We start from the raw sequence: 21,724 nt of genomic DNA, 5'->3' as shown, positions 1-21,724 counted from the left end.
TTCAATTACTTTAATTGGCCGATTGCCACCATCATTGAATCGACTCAATCAACTTATTGATTTCAAAAGATTTCTTTTAGCAGCGCTTTTAACGCGTGATCACGCGCGTGCGCACCCGGCCAAGGCGAGCCCGCAGTGATACGCGCCGATTCGCACCAATAGAGTTAATTCACACATCGGAAACGCGATTACCCCGATAAGAGCTTTCGTGCTAGGCTTCCGCGTTCTTGCAGATTCTGGTGCCATTTCCATGTGGGTTCCTCACTACAGCGACCTGGCGCAGCCGGTCTACCTGATGATTGCCGATGCTCTTGAACAGGACATTGGCAATGGCCGTCTGGCGCCAGGCGACCGCCTGCCAACACTCAAGGATCTCGCCGAGTCATTACAGGTGACGCCTGGCACTATCGGACGCGCCTATGACGAAGCCGCCAAAAGGGGTTTGGTGGTTGGCGAGGTTGGTCGGGGGACTTTCGTCCTGCAGCAACGGCCGGCGCGTGCCCCTGCCCCCACCGCATCTTTGCGGCCAGCACCGCCCAAGCATGAAAGCGGCCAGATTGACCTTTCGATCATCAAGCCCAACGACGCGCACATGGCCGACTGGCTGCGCAGAGCAATTACCGAGCTGGCCTCATCCCCCGACCTTGACCAAGTGCTCGACTACGTTACTGACGGTGGCCATGCGACGCACAAGCAGGCTGGCGCCAGCTGGATTCAGCGCTGGCTGCCCGACGCTCGCGCGCAACAGGTGGTGCTGACCTCCGGCGCTCAACATGGGCTGCTGGTGGCCATCAGCAGCTTGTCGAAAAGCGATGATGTGATCCTCTGCGAGTCGCTCTGCTACCCCGGCATCATCTCCCTTGCCCACAGCATGGGCCGCCGTTTGCGCGGGGTAGCCATGGACGAGCACGGCCTGATTCCGGAGGCCTTGCGGGCCGCCTGCCAGGAGCACCGGCCGTCGCTGCTGGTATGTGTGACCACTCACCAGAACCCGACCAATTCGGTAATGCCGCACGCGCGTCGCGAGGCTATCGCGCAGATTGCCCGCGAGTTCGACCTGTTCATCGTGGATGACGATATCTACGGTTTCCTCGAACCGGCGCCTGACTACAAACCCTTGGCCGCCTATGCACCTGAGCGCTCGGTGTACCTGACCAGCCTGTCCAAAAGCGTGCTGCCGGCCCTGCGTATCGGCTACCTCTACGCGCCGCCACAAACGCTTTCACGGTTGTCGTCCATGGTGCGCAGCAGCGTCTGGATGCCCTCCCCGCTGATGGCCCAGTTGGCCAGCAACCTGATCAACAGCGGTATGGCCGATCAGCTGGTGCGGGAGCAGCAGGAAGAAGCCGCCGCACGGCAGCTTATGGCACAGGAAATCCTGGGCAGGTACAAGATTCGCAGCCAGCCCAACAGTTTCCATATCTGGCTGGAACTCCCTGAACCATGGACCAGCGATGAATTCGCCAACCTGGCGCGCAACAATGGCGTCACCGTGGTCAGCGGCAGCCAGTTTCTGCCTGAGCGCACACCCGCCAGCTGTGGCGTGCGTATCGCCCTGATGACGCCAAGCCGTGCCGAACTCAGCTTTGCCTTGACCAAACTCGCCAGCTTGCTGGATTCATCCGAACCACGGCTTTTCTACTAGCAATGAGCGAGGCTGGAGGGTGCTCACGAATCCGCTGACACGCCGGCGGCATTGGCATCAGTGGCGCAACGCCGAGTCCTCAACATGCAGCTTGGCTACGCGGCGGGGCGCGGCGCTCCCTCAGTATCGGAGGGGGCGCGCATAAAAAACCCAGGGAAATGCCCTGGGTTTTCGATGTAGCGGACGCGTTACCGGTCGTGTCAGAACGGAATATCGTCATCAAAGCTGTCAAAGTCCGCAGCCGGCTGAGGCGCGGGCTGTTGCGGCGCCGGGCGCTGAGGGGCCTGTTGCGGGCGCTGAGCCTGTTGGCGAGGCGGTGCCTGGTTGTATTGCTGGGGCTGGCCACCCTGGTTGTAGTTGCCGCCACCCTGGTTGTACGGGTCGCCGCCCTGCTGCTGACCCTGTGGACGGCCGCCAAGCAGCTGCATGGTGCCGTTGATGTCGACGATGATCTCGGTGGTGTAGCGCTTGATGCCGTCTTTTTCCCACTCGCGGGTCTGCAGCTTGCCTTCGATGTAGCACTGCGAACCTTTGCGCAGGTACTCGCCGGCGATTTCGGCAACCTTGCCGAACAGCGACACACGGTGCCATTCGGTACGCTCGACCTTCTGGCCCGACTGCTTGTCGGTCCACTGCTCGCTGGTGGCCAGGCTCAGGTTGGTCACGGCGTTACCGTTGGGCAGGTAGCGGACTTCGGGATCCTGGCCACAGGTGCCGACCAGAATGACTTTGTTAACCCCACGGGCCATAACGTTCTCCTAGGCTTCGCACGCCGAAGAGGCCGGGTTAACCAGGCGCTCGAGGGTCGTACGGTCCAAAATTTTCGTATCCAGTTTGATATAGATGGCGGCTTCGTCTTCCACCACAACGGCGTCGGTTACACCCGGCACGGCCATCAGGCGCTCGGTCAGGCCGGCTTCCCGGACTGCCTCTGGCGTCAGCGGCATGCGCAGGCTGGTCACATAGGGCGGCTCGTTCATGCGCAACGCGACGACCAGCCAGATGGCACACAGTACCGCGCAACCGAGGAACACCATGTTCAGCCCGCCGTGCTGGAATAACCAGCCACCGAGGATTCCTCCCAAGGCAGCGCCGAGGAACTGGCTGGTGGAATAAACCCCCATTGCCGTCCCCTTGCCACCGGCAGGCGACACCTTGCTGACCAGCGAAGGCAGCGAAGCCTCCAGCAGGTTGAATGCGGTAAAGAATACCACGGTGCCAATCACCAGTCCGCGCAAACCGTCAGCCCACTCCCAGAAGTATATCTCTGTCAGCAGCAGGACACTGACCGCGCCAGCCAACACGCGTTTCATCTTGCGCTTTTTTTCGCCGTAGATGATGAACGGGACCATTGCAAAAAATGAGATGAACAGCGCGGTCAGGTATACCCACCAGTGCTCCTCCTTGGGCAGCCCCCCGCGCTCGACGAAGGCCAGGGGCAATGCGACGAAGCTGGCCATGAGGATGGCGTGCAGCACGAAGATGCCCAAGTCCAGGCGCAGAAGGTCCGGATGGCGCAGGGTCGGGCCGATGGCCTGGCGTGCCACACCCGACTCACGGTGCTGCAAAATGCTGTGCGTGTTGGGCACGACAAAAGCGACCAGCAGGATGCCGACCAGGGCAAGCCCGGCCGTGGCCAGGAACAATCCTGACAAACCGAAGGCACTTGTCAGCAATGGGCCGACGACCATGGCGACAGCGAACGACAGGCCGATGCTCATGCCGATCATGGCCATGGCCTTGGTCCGGTGTTGCTCGCGGGTGAGGTCGGACAGCAGCGCCATGACTGCGGCAGAAATCGCCCCGGCGCCCTGCAGGATACGCCCGGCGATCACCCCCCAGATGGAGTCGGCCTGTGCCGCCAGCACGCTGCCCAGGGCAAAGATCACCAGCCCCAGGTAAATCACCGGCCGACGGCCGATGCGGTCGGAAATCATGCCGAACGGGATCTGCAGTACCGCCTGGGTCAAGCCATAGGCACCGATGGCCAGGCCGATCAGCGCTGGCGTGGCGCCGGCCAGGTCCATGCCGTAGGTGGCCAGTACCGGCAAGACCATGAACATGCCCAGCATACGAAAGGCAAAGACCAGGGCAAGGCCGCCAGCGGCGCGGGTTTCGCCGCCACTCATGCGCTCGTTGTGGGTGTCGTGCATGGATTAACCTCATGTGAACCGGCGGCGATTCTATCAGTCCGACAGCTTGACGGCATCTACGCGACGCTTTGCCGCGTACTGGCAGGGCGCCGTATACTTCTTTGTTTATGCCCGCCGAGCGAGGCCGCAGTGGACAAGATCCTGATTCGTGGGGCACGTACCCACAACCTGAAGAACATCGACCTGACCCTGCCCCGGGACAAGCTGATCGTGATCACCGGCCTGTCCGGTTCCGGCAAGTCGTCCCTGGCGTTCGACACCCTGTACGCCGAAGGCCAGCGCCGCTACGTGGAATCGTTGTCGGCCTATGCCCGGCAGTTCCTGTCGATGATGGAAAAGCCAGACGTCGACACCATCGAAGGCCTGTCGCCGGCCATTTCCATCGAGCAGAAGTCGACCTCGCACAACCCTCGCTCCACGGTTGGCACCATCACCGAAATCTACGACTACCTGCGCCTGCTATATGCCCGCGTCGGCACGCCACGTTGCCCAGATCACGATATTCCGCTGGAGGCGCAAACGATCAGCCAGATGGTCGACCTGGTGCTGGAGCGCCCGGAAGGCACCAAGCTGATGCTGCTGGCACCGGTCGTGCGCGAGCGCAAAGGTGAGCATCTGGCGGTGTTCGACGAACTGCGCGCCCAGGGCTTTGTGCGGGCCCGGGTAAACGGCAAGCTCTACGAACTTGATGAACTGCCCAAGCTGGACAAGCAGAAGAAGCACAGCATCGATGTGGTAGTGGACCGCTTCAAAGTCCGTGCCGACCTGCAGCAGCGCCTGGCCGAATCGTTCGAGACCGCACTCAAACTGGCCGACGGCATCGCCCTGGTGGCGCCAATGGACGACGAGCAAGGTGAAGAGATGATTTTCTCCGCCCGCTTCGCCTGCCCGGTCTGCGGACATGCCATCAGTGAGCTGGAACCGAAACTGTTCTCCTTCAACAACCCGGCTGGCGCCTGCCCGACCTGTGATGGCCTGGGGGTCAAGCAGTTCTTCGACACCAAGCGCCTGGTCAATGCCGAACTCACCTTGGCCGAAGGCGCCATACGCGGCTGGGACCGGCGCAACGTGTACTACTTCCAGATGCTGGGTTCGCTGGCCGCGCACTACGGCTTCAGCCTGGAGGAACCGTTCGGCGAGCTGTCGGCCGAACACCAGAAGGTCATCCTGCAAGGCAGTGGCAAACAGACTGTCGACTTCAAGTACCTCAACGACCGTGGCGATATCGTCAAGCGCTCGCACCCGTTCGAAGGCATCGTGCCGAACCTGGAGCGCCGCTACCGCGAGACCGAGTCGGCCACCGTGCGCGAGGAACTGGCCAAATTCCTCGGCACCCAGCCCTGCCCGGATTGCCGGGGCACCCGCCTGCGCCGTGAGGCACGCCATGTCTGGGTAGGCGAAAAAACCCTGCCGGCAGTGACCAACCTGCCCATCGGTGAGGCCAGTAGCTACTTTGGCGAACTGACCCTGACCGGGCGCCGCGGTGAGATTGCTTCGAAGATTCTCAAGGAAATCTGCGAACGCCTGCAGTTCCTGGTCAACGTCGGCCTCGACTACCTGACCCTCGACCGCAGCGCCGATACCCTCTCCGGGGGCGAAGCGCAGCGTATCCGCCTGGCCAGCCAGATCGGCGCCGGCCTGGTAGGGGTGATGTACATCCTCGATGAACCGTCTATCGGCCTCCATCAGCGCGATAACGACCGCCTGTTGGCTACCCTAAACCATCTGCGAGACCTGGGTAATACAGTGATCGTGGTGGAGCATGACGAGGACGCCATTCGCCTGGCCGACTACGTGGTCGACATTGGCCCTGGGGCCGGTGTGCACGGTGGGCAGATCGTCGCCGAAGGCACGCCGCAGCAGGTCATGGACCACCCCGACTCATTGACCGGTAAATACCTGTCCGGCCGCAAGAAGATCGTCGTACCCGGCAAGCGCACGCCCCGCAACAAAAAACTGCAGCTCAAGCTCAAGGGCGCGCGCGGCAACAATCTGCAGAACGTCGATCTGGAAATCCCGATCGGCCTGCTGACCTGTGTGACCGGGGTATCCGGCTCGGGCAAGTCGACGCTGATCAACAACACCCTGTTCCCGCTGGCAGCCACTGCCCTCAATGGTGCAAGCACCCTGGAAGCGGCCCCGCACGGCAGCATGGACGGCTTGCAGCACCTGGACAAGGTGGTGGATATCGACCAGAGCCCGATCGGCCGCACCCCGCGCTCGAACCCGGCGACCTACACCGGCATCTTCACGCCGATCCGCGAGCTTTTCTCCGGCGTGCCGGAATCGCGCTCACGCGGCTACGGGCCGGGGCGCTTTTCGTTCAACGTCAAGGGCGGCCGCTGCGAGGCTTGCCAGGGCGACGGCCTGATCAAGGTAGAGATGCACTTCCTGCCGGACATCTACGTGCCATGCGACGTGTGCAAGAGCAAGCGCTACAACCGCGAAACCCTGGAGATCAAGTACAAGGGCAAGAACATCCACGAGGTGCTGGAAATGACCATCGAGGATGCCCGCGAGTTCTTCGACGCAGTACCCGCGCTGGCGCGCAAGCTGCAAACGTTGATGGATGTGGGCCTGTCGTACATCAAACTGGGCCAGTCGGCCACCACGCTGTCTGGCGGTGAAGCGCAGCGGGTGAAGTTGTCACGCGAGCTGTCCAAGCGCGATACCGGCAAGACCCTGTACATCCTCGACGAACCTACCACAGGCCTGCACTTTGCTGATATCCAGCAGTTGCTGGACGTACTGCATCGCCTGCGCGACCACGGCAATACCGTGGTGGTGATCGAGCACAACTTGGATGTGATCAAGACCGCCGACTGGCTGGTGGACCTGGGGCCTGAGGGTGGTTCCAAAGGTGGCCAGATCATTGCCTGCGGTACACCCGAAGAGCTGTGTGAGATGAAACAGTCGTATACCGGGCATTACCTGAAGCCGCTGCTGGCACGTGATCGGGCCTGAATGTTCCCGATGCAATGAAAAGCCCCTGGTACCGTCGGTGCCAGGGGCTTTTTTTGTTGAAACTGTGGATTAATTACATCTGCGATTGCAGGTAGTTCTCCAGACCAATGGCCTTGATCAGCCCTTGCTGCTTTTCCAGCCAGTAGGTGTGATCTTCCTCGGTGTCAGCCAACTGCGCTCGAAGAATGTCACGGCTGACGTAGTCCTTGTGCAGCTCGCACAGCTCAATGCCTTTGCACAGGGCGCCACGCACCTTGTATTCAAGTTTGAGGTCAGCCTCGATCATTTCCGGCACGGTGCTGCCGACTTCCAGGTCGTCCGCGCGCATGTCAGGGGTGCCTTCGAGCATGAGGATGCGACGCATCAGGGCATCGGCGTGCTGCGTCTCTTCTTCCATCTCGTGATTGATGCGCTCGTAGAGCTTGGAAAGGCCCCAGTCTTCGTACATGCGCGAATGGATGAAATACTGGTCGCGTGCCGCCAGTTCGCCCTTCAGCAGCGTGACGAGATAGTTGATTACGTCTGGGTGGCCTTGCATCGCCATGGTTCTCCATGTGAAAACGTCTATGCCACATAGTGTGAACCAGCTTTTGCCTGCGGTCACTGAAAAAGGCGCAATCCGACGCAAAAAAACGGTTAAACAGTAGTGATATTCATTGAAAAACCGCCCAAATGAGGGCGGTTCTGCTTATCACTTAGAGTCAGGCCAGGTTGATGCCCAACGCCTTGGCAATGCCTTCGCCATAGGCCGGGTCAGCCTTGAAGAAGTACTGCAACTGGCGCTGGATCACGTCTTCGCTGACACCTGCCATGGTCCCGGCGATATTGCTGATCAGCAACGCCTTCTGCCCTTCGCTCATCAGGCGGAACAGCGCGCCGGCATGGCTGAAGTAGTCGGTGTCCTCACGGTGATCGAAACGGTCTGCCGAACCGTTCAGAGCCAGGGGTGGCTCGGCATGGCGTGGTGACTGCTTCGGCGCCTCAGCGTAGCTGTTGGGCTCGTAGTTAGGGGCACTCCCATAGCTGCCCGTGGCCATGGAGCCATCGCGCTGGTAGCTGTTGACTGCGCAGCGTGGCGCATTCACAGGCAAGTGCTGGTGGTTGGTGCCCACACGGTAGCGGTGCGCGTCTGCGTAGGCGAATACACGGCCCTGCAGCATGCGGTCCGGCGACAGGCCAACCCCTGGCACCATGTTGCTCGGCCCGAACGCCGCCTGCTCGACTTCGGCGAAGTAGTTGAGCGGGTTACGGTTGAGCTCCAGCACGCCCACCTCTATCAACGGATAATCCTTCTGCGACCAGGTCTTGGTGACGTCGAAGGGGTTCTCGTCTCGGCTGGCAGCCTCGGCTTCGCTCATCACCTGAATGCATACGGTCCAACGCGGGTAGTCGCCACGTTCAATGGCTTCGAACAGGTCGCGCTGGGCGTAGTCCGGGTCAATACCCGCCAGGCGTGCAGCATCTGCCGGCGCGAGGTTCTTGATGCCTTGCTGGGTCTTGAAATGCCATTTGACCCAGGTACGCTCGCCCTTGGCGTTGATCAAACTGTACGTGTGGCTGCCGAAGCCGTGCATATGCCGATAGCCGTCCGGAATACCACGGTCCGAGAACAGGATGGTGACCTGGTGCAGCGCCTCGGGCGAGTGTGACCAAAAATCCCACATCATCTGGGCGTTCTTCAGGTTGGACTGCGGATGGCGCTTCTGGGTGTGGATAAAGTCGGGGAATTTCAGCGGATCGCGAATAAAGAACACTGGCGTGTTATTACCCACAATGTCCCAGTTGCCTTCTTCGGTGTAGAACTTGACGGCAAAGCCACGAGGGTCGCGTTCGGTGTCTGCAGAGCCACGTTCGCCACCGACAGTGGAGAAGCGCAGGAAGGTTTCTGTTTGCTTGCCGACCTGCTCAAACAGCTTGGCGCAGGTGTAGCGGGTGATGTCGCGATTGACGGTAAAGGTGCCGTAGGCGCCCGAGCCTTTGGCGTGCACACGGCGCTCAGGAATGTTCTCGCGGTTGAAATGGGCGAGCTTCTCGATCAGGTGGAAGTCGTCGAGCAACAACGGGCCACGCGGGCCGGCGGAACGGGAGTTCTGGTTGTCGGCTACGGGTGCACCGCTGGCGGTGGTAAGAATCTTGCTCATGGGCTCTCCTTATCGGTCTTCAAGCGCCGGCTAATCGGCTTGGAGAGAGTATCGACGAGCAAGGTTACAGGGACAAATTCATTACATGACTTGTATCAATAGAAATTAACAATACAAACAGACACAAAAAACCGGGCACTAGGCCCGGTTCTCTGTAGCAGACAGAACGTCTTACTCAGCAGCTTCTACAGCACCGCCGACCGGACGATCAACCAGCTCGACGTACGCCATAGGCGCGTTGTCGCCAGCGCGGAAACCGCACTTCAGGATGCGCAGGTAGCCGCCCTGACGGGTGGCGTAACGCTTGCCCAGGTCGTTGAACAGTTTGCCAACAGCGGACTTCGAACGGGTACGGTCGAAGGCCAGACGGCGGTTAGCAACGCTGTCTTCCTTGGCCAGGGTGATCAGCGGCTCGGCAACGCGGCGCAGTTCCTTGGCTTTCGGCAGGGTGGTTTTGATCAGCTCGTGCTCGATCAACGACACTGCCATGTTCTGGAACATAGCCTTGCGGTGAGAGCTGGTACGGCTCAGGTGACGTCCACTTTTACGATGACGCATGATTCATTCCTTACCAAACACAACGTTCGGTGATTACGACGATCAGGCGGTCGCCTTGTCGTCTTTCTTAAGACTTGCAGGCGGCCAGTTGTCGAGGCGCATGCCGAGAGACAGACCACGAGAGGCCAGGACGTCCTTGATTTCAGTCAGGGACTTCTTGCCCAGGTTAGGAGTCTTCAACAGCTCTACTTCGGTACGCTGAATCAGGTCGCCGATGTAGTAGATGTTCTCCGCCTTGAGGCAGTTGGCCGAACGTACAGTCAGTTCCAGGTCGTCAACCGGACGCAGCAGGATCGGATCGATCTCGTCTTCCTGCTCGACTACGACAGGCTCACTGTCACCTTTGAGGTCGACGAACGCGGCCAGCTGCTGTTGCAGGATGGTCGCAGCGCGGCGGATAGCCTCTTCAGGATCCAGGGTGCCGTTGGTTTCCAGATCAATGACCAGCTTGTCCAGGTTGGTACGCTGTTCAACACGGGCGTTTTCGACCACATAGGCGATACGACGCACCGGGCTGAACGAAGCGTCCAACTGCAGACGGCCAATGCTACGGCTTTCGTCTTCGTCGGTTTGACGGGAGTCGGCCGGCTCGTAACCGCGACCACGAGCTACAGTGAGCTTCATGTTCAGGGCGCCGTTCGACGCCAGGTTCGCGATTACGTGATCGGGGTTGACGATCTCGACATCGTGATCCAGCTGAATATCGGCAGCGGTAACCACCCCCGAACCCTTTTTCGACAAGGTCAGCGTAACTTCGTCACGACCGTGCAGTTTGATAGCCAGGCCTTTCAGGTTCAACAGGATTTCAATTACGTCTTCCTGTACACCTTCGATCGCGGAGTACTCGTGGAGTACGCCATCGATCTCGGCCTCGACTACTGCACAGCCAGGCATGGAGGACAACAGGATGCGGCGCAGCGCGTTGCCCAGGGTATGGCCGAAACCACGCTCGAGAGGCTCGAGCGTAATCTTGGCGCGGGTCGGACTGACCACCTGCACATCAATGTGGCGGGGAGTCAGGAACTCATTTACCGAAATCTGCATGGATGCACCTATTTTCTAGCCCTTACTTGGAGTAGAGCTCGACAATCAGGTTTTCGTTGATGTCGGCAGACAGGTCGCTGCGAGCAGGAACGTTCTTGAAAACGCCCGACTTTTTAGCAGCATCCACGTCAACCCACTCAACGCGGCCACGCTGGGCGCAGAGTTCAAGGGCTTGAACAATGCGCAGCTGGGCCAGCGACTTCTCGCGGACCGCGACCACGTCACCCGGACGAACTTGGTAGGATGGAATGTTTACAGTCTTACCGTTGACGCTGATCGCTTTGTGCGAAACCAGCTGACGGGATTCGGAACGAGTCGAACCGAAGCCCATACGGTAGACGACGTTATCCAGACGGCACTCGAGCAGTTGCAGCAGGTTCTCACCGGTTGCGCCTTTTTTCGAGGCAGCAGCTTGGTAGTAACCGCGGAACTGACGCTCCAGAACACCGTAGATACGACGAACTTTTTGTTTCTCGCGCAGCTGGGTACCGTAGTCGGACTGACGGCCACGGCGCTGGCCGTGGATACCTGGGGCTGCTTCGATGTTGCACTTCGATTCCAGAGCGCGAACGCCGCTCTTCAGGAACAGATCGGTGCCTTCACGACGAGACAGTTTGCATTTTGGACCAATGTAACGTGCCATTCTTCTGTCTCCTGATTACACGCGACGCTTCTTCGGCGGACGGCACCCGTTATGCGGGATTGGCGTCACGTCGGTGATGCTGGCGATCTTGTAGCCGCAGCTGTTCAGTGCACGAACGGCGGATTCACGACCCGGACCTGGACCCTTGACGTTTACGTCGAGGTTCTTCAGGCCGTATTCCAGCGCAGCTTGACCAGCACGTTCAGCAGCAATCTGGGCTGCGAACGGGGTGGATTTGCGCGAACCACGGAAACCCGAACCACCGGAGGTCGCCCAGGACAAAGCATTGCCCTGACGGTCGGTGATGGTCACGATGGTGTTGTTGAAAGAAGCGTGGATGTGGGCGATGCCATCAACCACTGTCTTTTTGACTTTCTTACGAGGACGAGCAGCAGGTTTTGCCATGTCTATATTCCTGGGCGGTTACTTGCGGATCGGCTTACGCGGGCCCTTACGGGTGCGTGCGTTGGTCTTGGTGCGCTGACCGCGAACCGGCAGACCTTTACGATGACGCAGGCCGCGGTAGCAACCCAGGTCCATCAAGCGCTTGATCTTCATGTTGATGTCACGACGCAGGTCACCTTCGGTGGTGAACTTCGCAACTTCGCCACGCAGGGTTTCGATTTGCTCGTCGCTCAGATCCTTGATCTTAGCGGCTGGGTTTACACCAGCGTCTGCACAGATCTTCTGTGCAGTTGTGCGACCGACACCATAGATGTAGGTCAGCGAGATAACAGTATGCTTGTTATCTGGAATGTTGACGCCTGCAATACGGGCCATTCAGTGGGACTCCAATTGACAGCTACCTACGCCCCGGAAGCCAAGAAATAGGGCGCGAGATAATATCGCTGTAGAAACGAATAATCAACCCAGCAGCACACTAGCTGCTGGGTTTGAAGCGCAGATCACACTCAGCCTTGGCGCTGTTTGTGACGCGGTTCCGCGCTGCAGATCACTCGAACGACGCCTTCGCGACGGATGATCTTGCAGTTGCGGCACAGCTTTTTCACCGATGCACGAACTTTCATTACCGACTCCTCGAACCTTAGGGGCGTATCAGCGCAGCAGACCGCTGCCACCGTAGCCTTTCAGGTTGGCTTTCTTCATCAGGGATTCGTACTGGTGCGAAACGAGGTGCGATTGTACTTGGGACATGAAGTCCATCACAACCACTACCACAATCAGCAACGAGGTCCCGCCAAGGTAGAACGGCACATTTGCTGCCACCACCAGGAACTGGGGCAGAAGGCAGACGGCCATCATGTAAAGAGCACCGAACATGGTCAAACGGGTCAGAACGCCATCAATGTAGCGCGCAGACTGCTCACCAGGACGGATACCCGGAATAAAGGCACCGGACTTCTTCAGGTTTTCCGCTACGTCTTTCGGGTTGAACATCAACGCTGTGTAGAAGAAGCAGAAGAAAATGATCCCTGCACTAAACAGCAAAATGTTCAACGGCTGACCAGGAGCGATCGACTGCGAGATGTCCTGCAGCCAGCCCATACCTTCGGACTGACCGAACCAGGCACCCAGCGAAGCCGGGAACAGCAAAATGCTGCTGGCGAAAATGGCCGGGATAACCCCCGCCATGTTCACCTTCAACGGCAAGTGGCTGGTCTGCGCAGCAAAGACCTTGCGGCCCTGCTGACGCTTGGCGTAGTGAACAGCGATACGACGCTGACCACGCTCAATGAACACCACAAAACCGATAATCGCTACTGCCAGCAAACCGATAGCGACCAGGGCGAAAATGTTGATATCGCCTGTGCGTGCAGACTCGAAAGACTGCCCGATTGCTCTCGGAAGACCGGCAACGATACCTGCGAAGATCAACATCGAGATACCGTTGCCCACACCGCGCTCGGTGATCTGCTCGCCCAGCCACATCATGAACATCGCGCCTGCCACGAACGTGGAGACGGCAACGACATGGAAGCCCAGGCCCACAGAAAACGCCACGCCCTGGTTGGCCAGGCCAATGGACATGCCAATGGCTTGAACCAGTGCCAGGATAACGGTGCCGTAGCGGGTGTACTGGCTGATCTTGCGACGGCCAGCTTCACCTTCCTTCTTCAACTGCTCCAGTTGCGGGCTGACCGCCGTCATCAGCTGCATGATGATCGATGCCGAAATGTACGGCATGATCCCCAGTGCAAAGATGCTCATGCGCTCAAGCGCGCCACCGGAAAACATGTTGAACAAGCTAAGAATGGTCCCCTCATTCTGCCGAAACAGATCCGCCAGACGGTCCGGATTGATGCCTGGAACCGGGATATGTGCACCTATCCGATAGACGATAATCGCCATGAACAGAAAGCGCAGACGAGCCCAGAGTTCCGACATCCCGCCCTTACCGAGCGAAGAGAGAGCACCTTGCTTAGCCATTTATTCCTCGAATTTGCCGCCAGCTGCTTCGATAGCCGCACGCGCACCCTTGGTGGCTGCGATGCCCTTGATGGTGACTGCGCGAGTAACTTCGCCAGACAGCATGATTTTCACACGCTGAATGTGCTGGTTGATCACGTTGGCATCCTTCAAGGATTGCACGGAGATCACGTCGCCTTCCACTTTGGCCAGCTCGGACAGACGCACTTCGGCGCGATCCATGGCTTTCAGGGAAACGAAGCCGAATTTCGGCAGACGACGGTGCAGCGGCTGTTGACCGCCTTCGAAGCCCGGAGCGATCGAACCACCCGAACGGGAGGTCTGACCTTTGTGGCCACGGCCGCCGGTTTTACCCAGACCGCTACCGATACCACGACCCGGACGATGCTTCTCGCGACGGGAACCCGGCGCTGGACTCAGATCATTGAGTTTCATCGATTAACCCTCGACGCGCAGCATGTAGTAAGCCTTGTTGATCATCCCGCGATTCTCGGGAGTATCCTGGACTTCTACAGTGTGACCGATGCGACGCAGACCCAGGCCCTTAACACACAGTTTGTGGTTAGGCAGACGGCCCGAGACGCTCTTGATCAGCGTTACTTTTACGGTTGCCATGATTAGAAGATCTCCTCGACGCTCTTGCCGCGCTTGGCAGCAATGGATTCAGGAGATTGCATGGCTTTCAGACCCTTGAAAGTGGCGTAAACCACGTTCACTGGGTTGGTCGAACCGTAGCACTTGGCCAGAACGTTCTGAACGCCAGCAACTTCCAGGACAGCACGCATTGCGCCACCGGCGATGATACCGGTACCTTCCGAGGCAGGCTGCATGTAAACCTTCGAGGCGCCGTGGGCAGCCTTGGTGGCGTACTGCAGGGTGGTGCCCTTCAGGTCAACCTGGATCATGTTGCGGCGAGCAGCTTCCATGGCTTTCTGAATCGCAGCAGGTACTTCGCGCGATTTGCCACGGCCGAAGCCGACACGACCTTTACCATCACCTACCACGGTCAACGCGGTGAAGGTGAAGATACGGCCGCCTTTTACGGTCTTGGCAACGCGGTTAACCTGAACCAGCTTCTCGATGTAGCCTTCGTCGCGCTTTTGATCGTTATTTGCCATAACTTAGAACTCCAGCCCGCCTTCACGAGCAGCATCAGCCAGCGCTTTGACGCGGCCATGGTACTTGAAGCCGGAACGGTCAAAGGCAACTTGAGATACACCGGCGGCTTTCGCACGCTCAGCTACCAGCTTGCCAACCTTAGTGGCCGCGTCGATGTTGCCAGTGGCGCCATCACGCAGGTCTTTGTCCAAGGTCGAGGCGCTTGCCAGAACCTTGCTGCCGTCGGCCGAAATGACCTGGGCGTAGATGTGCTGCGAGGAGCGGAACACGCACAGGCGCACGACTTCGAGTTCGTGCATCTTGAGACGTGCTTTGCGAGCGCGACGCAGTCGAATAACTTTTTTGTCGGTCATTTACTAGGCCCTACTTCTTCTTGGCTTCTTTACGACGGACTACTTCGTCCGCGTAACGCACACCTTTGCCTTTGTAAGGCTCTGGCGGACGGAAGTCGCGGATTTCAGCGGCCACCTGACCTACCAGCTGCTTGTCGATACCCTTGATCAGGATGTCGGTCTGGCTAGGCGTTTCAGCGGTGATACCGGCTGGCAGTTCGTAGTCCACTGGGTGCGAGAAGCCCAGGGCCAGGTTCAGGACGGTGCCTTTAGCCTGTGCCTTGTAACCAACACCGACCAGCTGGAGCTTACGCTCGAAGCCTTGGCTTACGCCCTGGACCATGTTGTTCACCAGAGCGCGGGTGGTACCGGCCATGGCACGAGCTTGCTGGTCACCATTGCGAGCAACGAAACGCAGCTCACCAGACTCTTCGGTAACTTCAACAGACGAGTGAACGTTCAGTTCGAGAGTGCCCTTGGCACCCTTCACCGAAAGCTGCTGACCTGCGAATTTGACTTCGACACCGGACGGCAGCTTAACGGGGTTCTTAGCGACGCGAGACATGTCTATCCCCCCTTAGAACACTGTGCACAGAACTTCGCCGCCGACACCGGCAGCGCGCGCAGCGCGATCAGTCATCACACCTTTGTTGGTGGAGACAATAGACACGCCCAGACCGCCACGTACTTTCGGCAGATCGGTGACGGCCTTGTACTGGCGCAGGCCTGGACGGCTGGAGCGCTTCAGTTCCTCGATGACCGGACGGCCTTCGAAGTACTTCAGTTCGATCGACAGGGAAGGCTTGGCTTCACCAGTTACCTGGTAGCCAGCGATGTAACCTTCGTCCTTCAGAACTTTGGCAACCGCGACCTTCAGGGTAGAAGAAGGCATGCTTACGACGGACTTTTCAGCCATCTGGGCATTACGGATGCGAGTTAGCATGTCCGCTAACGGGTCCTGCATACTCATGGGCTAGATGCTCCTGATACAAGAATTATTAGCCTTGCGGCTATGACAACCACCTGAGCGGATTGGGTAAAAAACCCAGGCTCGGGTGAGCCGGTCATTCTAGACACAAGGCAGAAACGAAACAAGCCCCATATAGGGGCTTGTTTCTTGGCGAGATCACCGGCGGTCGGAAGATTGCTCCCCTTGCGCCGGCATCACACCGACAGCGATTACCAGGAGGCCTTGACCAGACCTGGTACGTCGCCGCGCATTGCAGCTTGACGCAGCATGTTACGGCCCAGGCCGAACTTACGGTATACACCGTGAGGACGACCGGTCAGGCGGCAACGGTTGCGCAGGCGCGAGGCGCTAGCGTCGCGTGGCTGCTTCTGCAGAGCGACAACGGCAGCGAAACGCTCTTCTGGAGAGGCGTTAACGTTGACGATGGTCGCTTTCAGCTCAGCACGCTTCTTAGCGAACTTGGCTACCGTCAGCTGACGCTTCAGCTCACGGTTTTTCATGCTCTTCTTGGCCATTTTCCTACTCCAATCAGTTGCGGAACGGGAACTTGAAAGCACGCAGCAGAGCGCGGCCTTCGTCGTCCGAACGAGCAGTGGTGGTCAGGGTGATGTCCAAACCGCGCAGAGCATCGATCTTGTCGTAATCGATTTCCGGGAAGATGATCTGCTCTTTCACGCCCATGCTGTAGTTGCCACGGCCATCGAAGGACTTGGCATTCAGGCCGCGGAAGTCGCGAACCCGAGGCAGGGAGATCGCCAGCAGGCGGTCCAGGAATTCGTACATCTTGTCGCTACGCAGGGTCACCTTGACACCGATCGGCCATCCTTCGCGGACTTTGAAGCCAGCGATGGATTTACGAGCGAAAGTCACGACCGGCTTTTGACCGGTGATCTTTTCCAGGTCAGCTACTGCGTGCTCGATGACTTTCTTGTCGCCGATCGCTTCGCCCAGACCCATGTTCAGGGTGATTTTGGTAACGCGCGGAACTTCCATCACGTTCGACAGCTTAAGTTCTTCCTTAAGCTTAGGAGCGATTTCGTTCCGGTAAATCTCTTTCAGTCGTGCCATGGTCTTCTACCTAGCAGTGTTCAAGCATCAACCGCTTTTTGGGTCGACTTGAAGACACGAATTTTCTTACCGTCTTCTACTTTGAAACCAACGCGGTCAGCCTTGTTGGTTTCGCCGTTGAAGATGGCAACGTTGGAAGCGTGCAGAGGCGCTTCTTTCTCGACGATACCGCCCTGAACGCCCGCCATCGGGTTAGGCTTGGTATGACGCTTGACCAGGTTCACGCCACCGATGACCAGACGGTCATCAGCCAGAACCTTCAGCACCTTACCGCGCTTACCTTTGTCTTTGCCGGCGATCACGATGATCTCGTCGTCACGACGAATCTTTTGCATGTCGGATCTCCTTACAGCACTTCAGGGGCGAGCGAGACGATCTTCATGAACTTCTCAGTACGAAGTTCACGGGTCACTGGCCCGAAGATGCGAGTGCCGATCGGCTCTTGCTTGTTGTTCAGCAGAACAGCAGCGTTGCCGTCGAAACGAATGATGGAACCGTCAGCGCGACGAACACCGTGACGGGTGCGCACGACAACAGCGGTCATCACTTGGCCTTTTTTGACCTTACCGCGCGGAATTGCTTCCTTGACAGTAACCTTGATGATGTCACCGATGCCGGCGTAACGACGGTGCGAGCCGCCGAGCACCTTGATGCACATGACGCGACGAGCGCCGCTGTTATCGGCCACATCGAGCATGGATTGAGTCTGAATCATAAAATTTCTCCGACCCCTAGCCCTTAGACTTCAACAGCGCGTTCGAGGACTTCAACCAGTGCCCAGGACTTGGTCTTGGCCAGCGGACGGGTTTCGGTAATCGAAACCTTGTCGCCGATCTTGCACTGGTTGGTTTCGTCGTGCGCGTGCAGCTTAGTCGAACGCTTAACGTATTTACCGTAGATCGGGTGCTTTACGCGACGCTCGATCAGAACGGTGATGGTCTTGTCCATTTTGTCGCTGACGACACGGCCAGTCAGCGTACGGACGGTTTTTTCAGCTTCAGCCATGATCACTTACCTGCCTGCTGGTTGAGCACAGTTTTCACGCGAGCGATGTCACGCTTAACTTGCGAGAGCAGGTGCGACTGCCCCAACTGGCCAGTTGCTTTCTGCATACGCAGATTGAACTGGTCACGCAGCAAGCCGAGCAGTTGCTCGTTCAGCTGCTGTGCCGATTTTTCACGAAGTTCATTCGCTTTCATCACATCACCGTCCGCTTAACAAAGGAGGTGGCGAGAGGCAGCTTTGCAGCAGCCAGGGCGAAAGCTTCGCGCGCCAGCTCTTCAGAAACACCCTCGATCTCGTACAGGACTTTGCCTGGCTGGATCTGGGCAACCCAGTATTCCACGGAGCCCTTACCTTTACCCATACGAACCTCGAGAGGCTTCTTGGAGATCGGCTTGTCCGGGAACACACGGATCCAGATCTTGCCGCCACGTTTAACGTGACGGGTCAGCGCACGACGTGCGGACTCGATCTGGCGAGCGGTGAGGCGACCGCGAGCAACAGCTTTCAGGGCGAATTCGCCGAAGCTGACCTTGCTACCGCGCAGTGCCAGACCACGGTTGTGGCCGGTCATCTGCTTGCGGAATTTTGTACGCTTTGGTTGCAACATTTGGCGTACCCCTTACTTAGCAGCTTTTTTACGAGGCGCTGGTGCTTGTGGTTTCAGTTCTTCTTGGCGACCACCAATAACTTCGCCTTTGAAGATCCAAACCTTCACACCGATCACACCGTAAGTGGTGTGAGCTTCGTAGGTGTTGTAGTCGATATCGGCACGCAGGGTGTGCAGAGGCACACGACCTTCGCGATACCACTCGGTACGAGCAATCTCGGCACCGCCGAGACGACCGCTCACCTGGATCTTGATGCCCTTGGCACCAATACGCATGGCGTTCTGTACGGCGCGCTTCATGGCGCGACGGAACATTACGCGGCGTTCCAGCTGCTGAGCTACGCTCTGCGCAACCAGCATAGCGTCGAGTTCCGGCTTGCGGATCTCTTCGATGTTGATGTGCACAGGCACACCCATCTGCTTGGTCAGGTCCTGACGCAGCTTCTCAACATCTTCACCTTTCTTACCGATAACGATACCGGGACGAGCGGTGTGGATGGTGATGCGTGCAGTTTGAGCCGGACGATGAATATCGATACGGCTTACGGACGCGCTTTTTAGTTTGTCTTGGAGGTACTCACGCGTTTTCAGATCCTTCAACAGGTAATCTGCGTAAGTAGCACCGTCTGCGTACCAGACGGAGGTGTGCTCCTTGACGATTCCCAGGCGAATGCCAGTGGGATGTACTTTCTGACCCATCTGATCGACTCCGTTACTTGTCCGCAACCTTGACAGTGATATGGCAAGACCGCTTGACGATGCGATCAGCACGGCCTTTGGCACGTGGCATGATACGCTTCAGCGAACGCCCTTCGTTGACGAAGACGGTGGAGACCTTCAGGTCATCAACGTCTGCGCCTTCGTTGTGTTCGGCGTTGGCTACGGCCGACTCGAGGACTTTCTTCATGATTTCAGCGGCTTTTTTGCTGCTGAAGGCCAACAGGTTGAGCGCTTCGCCCACCTTCTTCCCGCGGATCTGGTCGGCGACCAAGCGGGCTTTCTGGGCGGAGATGCGAGCGCCCGACAACTTAGCGGCTACTTCCATTTCCTTACCCCTTAACGCTTGGCTTTCTTGTCAGCCACGTGCCCGCGATAGGTGCGGGTACCGGCGAACTCGCCCAGTTTGTGGCCGACCATGTCTTCGTTCACGAGAACTGGAACATGCTGGCGACCGTTGTGAACCGCGATGGTCAGACCGACCATTTGTGGCAGGATCATCGAGCGACGCGACCAGGTTTTAACTGGCTTGCGATCGTTCTTCTCCACCGCCACTTCGACCTTCTTCAACAGGTGAAGATCGATAAAAGGACCTTTTTTCAGAGAACGTGGCACTGTCGTATCCCTCTAGTTACTTGCGACGACGGACGATCATGTTGTCGGTACGCTTATTACCACGGGTTTTAGCACCCTTGGTTGGGAAGCCCCATGGCGATACCGGATGACGACCACCGGAGGTACGACCTTCACCACCACCATGTGGGTGGTCAACCGGGTTCATGGCAACACCACGAACGGTTGGGCGAACGCCGCGCCAGCGTTTGGCACCCGCTTTACCCAGCGAACGCAGGCTGTGCTCGGAGTTCGAGACTTCGCCCAGGGTCGCACGGCACTCAGCCAGTACTTTACGCATTTCACCGGAACGCAGACGCAGAGTCACGTATACGCCGTCACGAGCGATCAGCTGAGCCGAAGCACCAGCGGAACGAGCGATCTGAGCACCTTTACCCGGCTTCAGTTCGACGCCGTGAATGGTGCTACCTACTGGGATGTTGCGCAGCTGCAGGGAGTTACCGGCCTTGATTGGGGCCAGGGCACCTGCGATCAGCTGGTCGCCAGCGCTCACGCCTTTAGGGGCGATGATGTAGCGACGCTCACCGTCTGCGTAGCACAGCAGGGCGATGTGAGCAGTACGGTTCGGGTCGTATTCGATACGCTCGACAGTGGCTGGAATGCCATCTTTGTCGTTGCGACGGAAGTCAACCAGACGGTAATGCTGCTTATGACCACCACCAACGTGACGAGTGGTAATGCGGCCATTGTTGTTACGACCACCAGACTTCGATTTCTTCTCGAGCAGCGGTGCGTGAGGAGCGCCTTTGTGCAGCTCCTTGTTGACCACCTTGACCACGAAACGGCGGCCAGGGGAAGTCGGTTTGCATTTAACGATTGCCATGATGCACCCCTTCCTTACTCAGCACTGCTGCTGAAATCGAGATCTTGGCCTGGCTGAAGGGAGACGATCGCCTTCTTCCAGTCATTACGCTTGCCCAGACCACGTGCGGTACGCTTGGTTTTACCCAGAACGTTAACAGTCGACACGTTTTCAACTTTTACGTTGAACAGGCCTTCGACAGCTTTCTTGATTTCCAGCTTGGTTGCATCGGTAGCAACCTTGAATACGAACTGGCCTTTTTTCTCAGCCAGAACGGTAGCCTTCTCGGAAACGTGCGGGCCAAGGAGGACTTTAAATACGCGTTCCTGGTTCATCCCAGCAGCTCCTCGAATTTCTTCACGGCCGAGACAGTGATCAACACTTTCTCGTATGCGATCAGACTGACCGGGTCGGAACCTTGTACGTCACGTACGTCGACGTGCGGCAGGTTGCGAGCAGCCAGGTACAGGTTCTGATCAACAGCGTCGGAAACGATCAGTACGTCGCTCAGACCCATGCCGTTCAGCTTGTTCAGCAGATCTTTGGTTTTCGGTGCTTCAACAGCGAAGTCCTGAACCACGACCAGACGGTCGCTACGCACCAACTCAGCGAGGATGGAGCGCAGAGCTGCGCGATACATCTTCTTGTTGAGCTTTTGCGAGTGATCTTGAGGGCGAGCTGCGAAGGTTACACCACCGCCACGCCAGATCGGACCACGAGTGGTACCAGCACGAGCACGGCCAGTACCCTTCTGACGCCATGGGCGCTTACCGCCACCAGCCACGTCGGAACGGGTCTTTTGCTGCTTGGTGCCCTGACGGCCGCCGGCCATGTAGGCCACGACTGCTTGGTGTACCAGCGTCTCGTTGAATTCGCCACCGAAAGTCAGTTCGGAAACTTCGATCGCCTGAGCGTCATTTACATTGAGTTGCATG

At 58.2% G+C, this 21,724-nt stretch carries 32 protein-coding genes; 2 read left to right on the top strand and 30 right to left on the bottom strand.

The window, feature by feature from the left end; translation table 11 throughout:
• Window positions 1-250 precede the first annotated feature (250 nt).
• Entirely contained in the window at window positions 251-1,645 is a 1,395-nt protein-coding gene (locus tag OZ911_RS02650) for an aminotransferase-like domain-containing protein (protein WP_023048325.1), read from the top strand.
• Between the two features lie 200 nt (window positions 1,646-1,845).
• On the opposite strand, the gene OZ911_RS02645 is transcribed toward OZ911_RS02650, so the two are convergent.
• Both OZ911_RS02645 and OZ911_RS02640 read right to left on the bottom strand, forming a co-directional pair.
• Window positions 1,846-2,394: a single-stranded DNA-binding protein gene (locus OZ911_RS02645; protein WP_016484656.1), complete on the bottom strand. Its 549-nt coding sequence runs from the start codon at window positions 2,392-2,394 to the stop codon at window positions 1,846-1,848.
• A 9-nt stretch (window positions 2,395-2,403) separates the two neighbouring features.
• Window positions 2,404-3,798 (bottom strand): MFS transporter, encoded by a 1,395-nt coding sequence (locus OZ911_RS02640; RefSeq protein WP_016484655.1) that lies wholly within the window; start codon window positions 3,796-3,798, stop codon window positions 2,404-2,406.
• A gap of 129 nt (window positions 3,799-3,927) precedes the next feature.
• Here OZ911_RS02640 and uvrA point away from each other — a divergent pair, with 129 nt between their 5' ends.
• The gene (gene uvrA, locus OZ911_RS02635; RefSeq protein WP_023048326.1) at window positions 3,928-6,762 is read left to right on the top strand and encodes an excinuclease ABC subunit UvrA; all 2,835 of its coding nucleotides are present in this window, start codon (window positions 3,928-3,930) and stop codon (window positions 6,760-6,762) included.
• A 73-nt stretch (window positions 6,763-6,835) separates the two neighbouring features.
• Here the strand turns inward: uvrA and bfr are convergent, their stop codons facing one another.
• The 28 genes from bfr to rplD form a co-directional block, all read right to left on the bottom strand.
• Window positions 6,836-7,300, bottom strand: a complete 465-nt coding sequence (bfr, locus tag OZ911_RS02630) for a bacterioferritin (protein WP_003255449.1) — start codon at window positions 7,298-7,300, stop codon at window positions 6,836-6,838.
• A gap of 163 nt (window positions 7,301-7,463) precedes the next feature.
• Window positions 7,464-8,903 carry a catalase gene (locus OZ911_RS02625; RefSeq protein WP_023048328.1) on the bottom strand — a complete coding sequence of 480 codons (1,440 nt, stop codon included), beginning with the start codon at window positions 8,901-8,903 and terminating at the stop codon, window positions 7,464-7,466.
• A 171-nt stretch (window positions 8,904-9,074) separates the two neighbouring features.
• Window positions 9,075-9,461, bottom strand: a complete 387-nt coding sequence (gene rplQ, locus OZ911_RS02620; RefSeq protein WP_003255451.1) for a 50S ribosomal protein L17 — start codon at window positions 9,459-9,461, stop codon at window positions 9,075-9,077.
• Between the two features lie 42 nt (window positions 9,462-9,503).
• Complete coding sequence (locus tag OZ911_RS02615; protein ID WP_003255452.1) at window positions 9,504-10,505, bottom strand: DNA-directed RNA polymerase subunit alpha; 1,002 nt, start codon at window positions 10,503-10,505, stop codon at window positions 9,504-9,506.
• Between the two features lie 22 nt (window positions 10,506-10,527).
• On the bottom strand, window positions 10,528-11,148 hold the full coding sequence (gene rpsD / locus OZ911_RS02610; protein WP_012270238.1) for a 30S ribosomal protein S4: 621 nt from the start codon (window positions 11,146-11,148) through the stop codon (window positions 10,528-10,530).
• A gap of 15 nt (window positions 11,149-11,163) precedes the next feature.
• On the bottom strand, window positions 11,164-11,553 hold the full coding sequence (rpsK, locus tag OZ911_RS02605) for a 30S ribosomal protein S11 (protein ID WP_003255454.1): 390 nt from the start codon (window positions 11,551-11,553) through the stop codon (window positions 11,164-11,166).
• An 18-nt stretch (window positions 11,554-11,571) separates the two neighbouring features.
• Window positions 11,572-11,928 carry a 30S ribosomal protein S13 gene (rpsM, locus tag OZ911_RS02600; RefSeq protein ID WP_003255457.1) on the bottom strand — a complete coding sequence of 119 codons (357 nt, stop codon included), beginning with the start codon at window positions 11,926-11,928 and terminating at the stop codon, window positions 11,572-11,574.
• Between the two features lie 131 nt (window positions 11,929-12,059).
• Window positions 12,060-12,176 carry a 50S ribosomal protein L36 gene (gene rpmJ, locus OZ911_RS02595; protein ID WP_002555468.1) on the bottom strand — a complete coding sequence of 39 codons (117 nt, stop codon included), beginning with the start codon at window positions 12,174-12,176 and terminating at the stop codon, window positions 12,060-12,062.
• Between the two features lie 28 nt (window positions 12,177-12,204).
• A complete protein-coding gene (gene secY / locus OZ911_RS02590) occupies window positions 12,205-13,536 on the bottom strand; it encodes a preprotein translocase subunit SecY (RefSeq protein ID WP_003257108.1) in 1,332 nt (443 codons plus the stop codon).
• A complete protein-coding gene (gene rplO / locus OZ911_RS02585) occupies window positions 13,537-13,971 on the bottom strand; it encodes a 50S ribosomal protein L15 (protein ID WP_003255461.1) in 435 nt (144 codons plus the stop codon). It lies immediately after the preceding gene.
• A 3-nt stretch (window positions 13,972-13,974) separates the two neighbouring features.
• A complete protein-coding gene (gene rpmD, locus OZ911_RS02580) occupies window positions 13,975-14,151 on the bottom strand; it encodes a 50S ribosomal protein L30 (RefSeq protein WP_016393393.1) in 177 nt (58 codons plus the stop codon).
• 2 nt (window positions 14,152-14,153) lie between these two features.
• On the bottom strand, window positions 14,154-14,654 hold the full coding sequence (rpsE, locus tag OZ911_RS02575) for a 30S ribosomal protein S5 (protein ID WP_003255465.1): 501 nt from the start codon (window positions 14,652-14,654) through the stop codon (window positions 14,154-14,156).
• Between the two features lie 3 nt (window positions 14,655-14,657).
• Window positions 14,658-15,008, bottom strand: a complete 351-nt coding sequence (gene rplR / locus OZ911_RS02570) for a 50S ribosomal protein L18 (protein WP_003255467.1) — start codon at window positions 15,006-15,008, stop codon at window positions 14,658-14,660.
• A 10-nt stretch (window positions 15,009-15,018) separates the two neighbouring features.
• Window positions 15,019-15,552 carry a 50S ribosomal protein L6 gene (gene rplF / locus OZ911_RS02565; protein WP_003255469.1) on the bottom strand — a complete coding sequence of 178 codons (534 nt, stop codon included), beginning with the start codon at window positions 15,550-15,552 and terminating at the stop codon, window positions 15,019-15,021.
• Between the two features lie 12 nt (window positions 15,553-15,564).
• On the bottom strand, window positions 15,565-15,957 hold the full coding sequence (gene rpsH, locus OZ911_RS02560; RefSeq protein ID WP_003255471.1) for a 30S ribosomal protein S8: 393 nt from the start codon (window positions 15,955-15,957) through the stop codon (window positions 15,565-15,567).
• A gap of 209 nt (window positions 15,958-16,166) precedes the next feature.
• The gene (rpsN, locus tag OZ911_RS02555; protein ID WP_009681970.1) at window positions 16,167-16,472 is read right to left on the bottom strand and encodes a 30S ribosomal protein S14; all 306 of its coding nucleotides are present in this window, start codon (window positions 16,470-16,472) and stop codon (window positions 16,167-16,169) included.
• 13 nt (window positions 16,473-16,485) lie between these two features.
• A complete protein-coding gene (gene rplE / locus OZ911_RS02550) occupies window positions 16,486-17,025 on the bottom strand; it encodes a 50S ribosomal protein L5 (protein ID WP_003255474.1) in 540 nt (179 codons plus the stop codon).
• A gap of 20 nt (window positions 17,026-17,045) precedes the next feature.
• Window positions 17,046-17,360, bottom strand: coding sequence for a 50S ribosomal protein L24 (gene rplX / locus OZ911_RS02545; RefSeq protein WP_003255476.1), 315 nt, complete (start codon window positions 17,358-17,360; stop codon window positions 17,046-17,048).
• Between the two features lie 11 nt (window positions 17,361-17,371).
• Window positions 17,372-17,740, bottom strand: coding sequence for a 50S ribosomal protein L14 (gene rplN / locus OZ911_RS02540; RefSeq protein ID WP_002555479.1), 369 nt, complete (start codon window positions 17,738-17,740; stop codon window positions 17,372-17,374).
• Window positions 17,741-17,763: 23 nt separating this feature from the next.
• The gene (gene rpsQ / locus OZ911_RS02535; RefSeq protein WP_023534981.1) at window positions 17,764-18,030 is read right to left on the bottom strand and encodes a 30S ribosomal protein S17; all 267 of its coding nucleotides are present in this window, start codon (window positions 18,028-18,030) and stop codon (window positions 17,764-17,766) included.
• Window positions 18,031-18,032: 2 nt separating this feature from the next.
• Complete coding sequence (gene rpmC, locus OZ911_RS02530) at window positions 18,033-18,224, bottom strand: 50S ribosomal protein L29 (RefSeq protein ID WP_002555481.1); 192 nt, start codon at window positions 18,222-18,224, stop codon at window positions 18,033-18,035.
• Window positions 18,224-18,637 (bottom strand): 50S ribosomal protein L16, encoded by a 414-nt coding sequence (gene rplP / locus OZ911_RS02525; RefSeq protein ID WP_003255479.1) that lies wholly within the window; start codon window positions 18,635-18,637, stop codon window positions 18,224-18,226. Before rplP ends, rpmC begins: the two co-directional genes overlap by 1 nt.
• Before the next feature lie 12 nt (window positions 18,638-18,649).
• Window positions 18,650-19,336, bottom strand: coding sequence for a 30S ribosomal protein S3 (rpsC, locus tag OZ911_RS02520; RefSeq protein WP_003255481.1), 687 nt, complete (start codon window positions 19,334-19,336; stop codon window positions 18,650-18,652).
• Window positions 19,337-19,349: 13 nt separating this feature from the next.
• Entirely contained in the window at window positions 19,350-19,682 is a 333-nt protein-coding gene (gene rplV, locus OZ911_RS02515; protein ID WP_003103908.1) for a 50S ribosomal protein L22, read from the bottom strand.
• Between the two features lie 11 nt (window positions 19,683-19,693).
• Complete coding sequence (gene rpsS, locus OZ911_RS02510) at window positions 19,694-19,969, bottom strand: 30S ribosomal protein S19 (RefSeq protein WP_003255482.1); 276 nt, start codon at window positions 19,967-19,969, stop codon at window positions 19,694-19,696.
• Between the two features lie 16 nt (window positions 19,970-19,985).
• Window positions 19,986-20,810 carry a 50S ribosomal protein L2 gene (gene rplB, locus OZ911_RS02505; protein WP_008089816.1) on the bottom strand — a complete coding sequence of 275 codons (825 nt, stop codon included), beginning with the start codon at window positions 20,808-20,810 and terminating at the stop codon, window positions 19,986-19,988.
• A 14-nt stretch (window positions 20,811-20,824) separates the two neighbouring features.
• Window positions 20,825-21,124 carry a 50S ribosomal protein L23 gene (gene rplW / locus OZ911_RS02500; protein WP_003255484.1) on the bottom strand — a complete coding sequence of 100 codons (300 nt, stop codon included), beginning with the start codon at window positions 21,122-21,124 and terminating at the stop codon, window positions 20,825-20,827.
• On the bottom strand, window positions 21,121-21,723 hold the full coding sequence (gene rplD / locus OZ911_RS02495; protein WP_003255485.1) for a 50S ribosomal protein L4: 603 nt from the start codon (window positions 21,721-21,723) through the stop codon (window positions 21,121-21,123). Before rplD ends, rplW begins: the two co-directional genes overlap by 4 nt.
• Window position 21,724 lies beyond the last annotated feature (1 nt).

The sequence above is a fragment of the Pseudomonas fortuita genome, from assembly GCF_026898135.2.
In the GTDB taxonomy this organism is placed as follows: Bacteria; Pseudomonadota; Gammaproteobacteria; order Pseudomonadales; family Pseudomonadaceae; genus Aquipseudomonas; species Aquipseudomonas fortuita.
This window is presented reverse-complemented; position numbering and strand designations above follow the sequence as displayed.